This is a genomic window from Priestia sp. SIMBA_032, assembly GCF_046535215.1.
Lineage (GTDB): Bacteria > Bacillota > Bacilli > Bacillales > Bacillaceae_H > Priestia > Priestia aryabhattai.
The window spans coordinates 1-247 of record NZ_JAWRXD010001287.1 but is presented as its reverse complement, the minus strand read 5'-3'; the positions used below and the strand labels follow the sequence as shown (position 1 = coordinate 247).

Annotated in this window: 1 protein-coding gene; it reads right to left on the bottom strand. The window is 62.3% G+C overall.

Annotated elements, in window-relative coordinates; all coding sequences use genetic code 11:
* The coding region (locus SB717_RS38475) for a hypothetical protein (protein WP_410908476.1) at positions 1-222 on the bottom strand (222 nt) is incomplete at its 3' end.
* Positions 223-247: the final 25 nt, after the last annotated feature.

The window sequence follows — 247 nt, the reverse complement described above, 5'->3', positions numbered from 1 at the left end:
ACCGTATACGGCCTCGATGGATACGCCGAGGACGATGCAGTCCGGTTCGCAGGTCAGCACCCGCTCGACGGCGTCGTCGAGGCCGCGATCGATGTCGCGCACCAACAATTCGAAGTCGTCGTCATTGTTGGTGATCCGGTCGGGGATGTGGATGCGTCCGATGTGGTTGGTGACACCGGTCGGCCGCATGTCGTCGTATTCGGGCTGCACGACGGTGTTCACCGACGGTGTCACGACCCCCAACTTC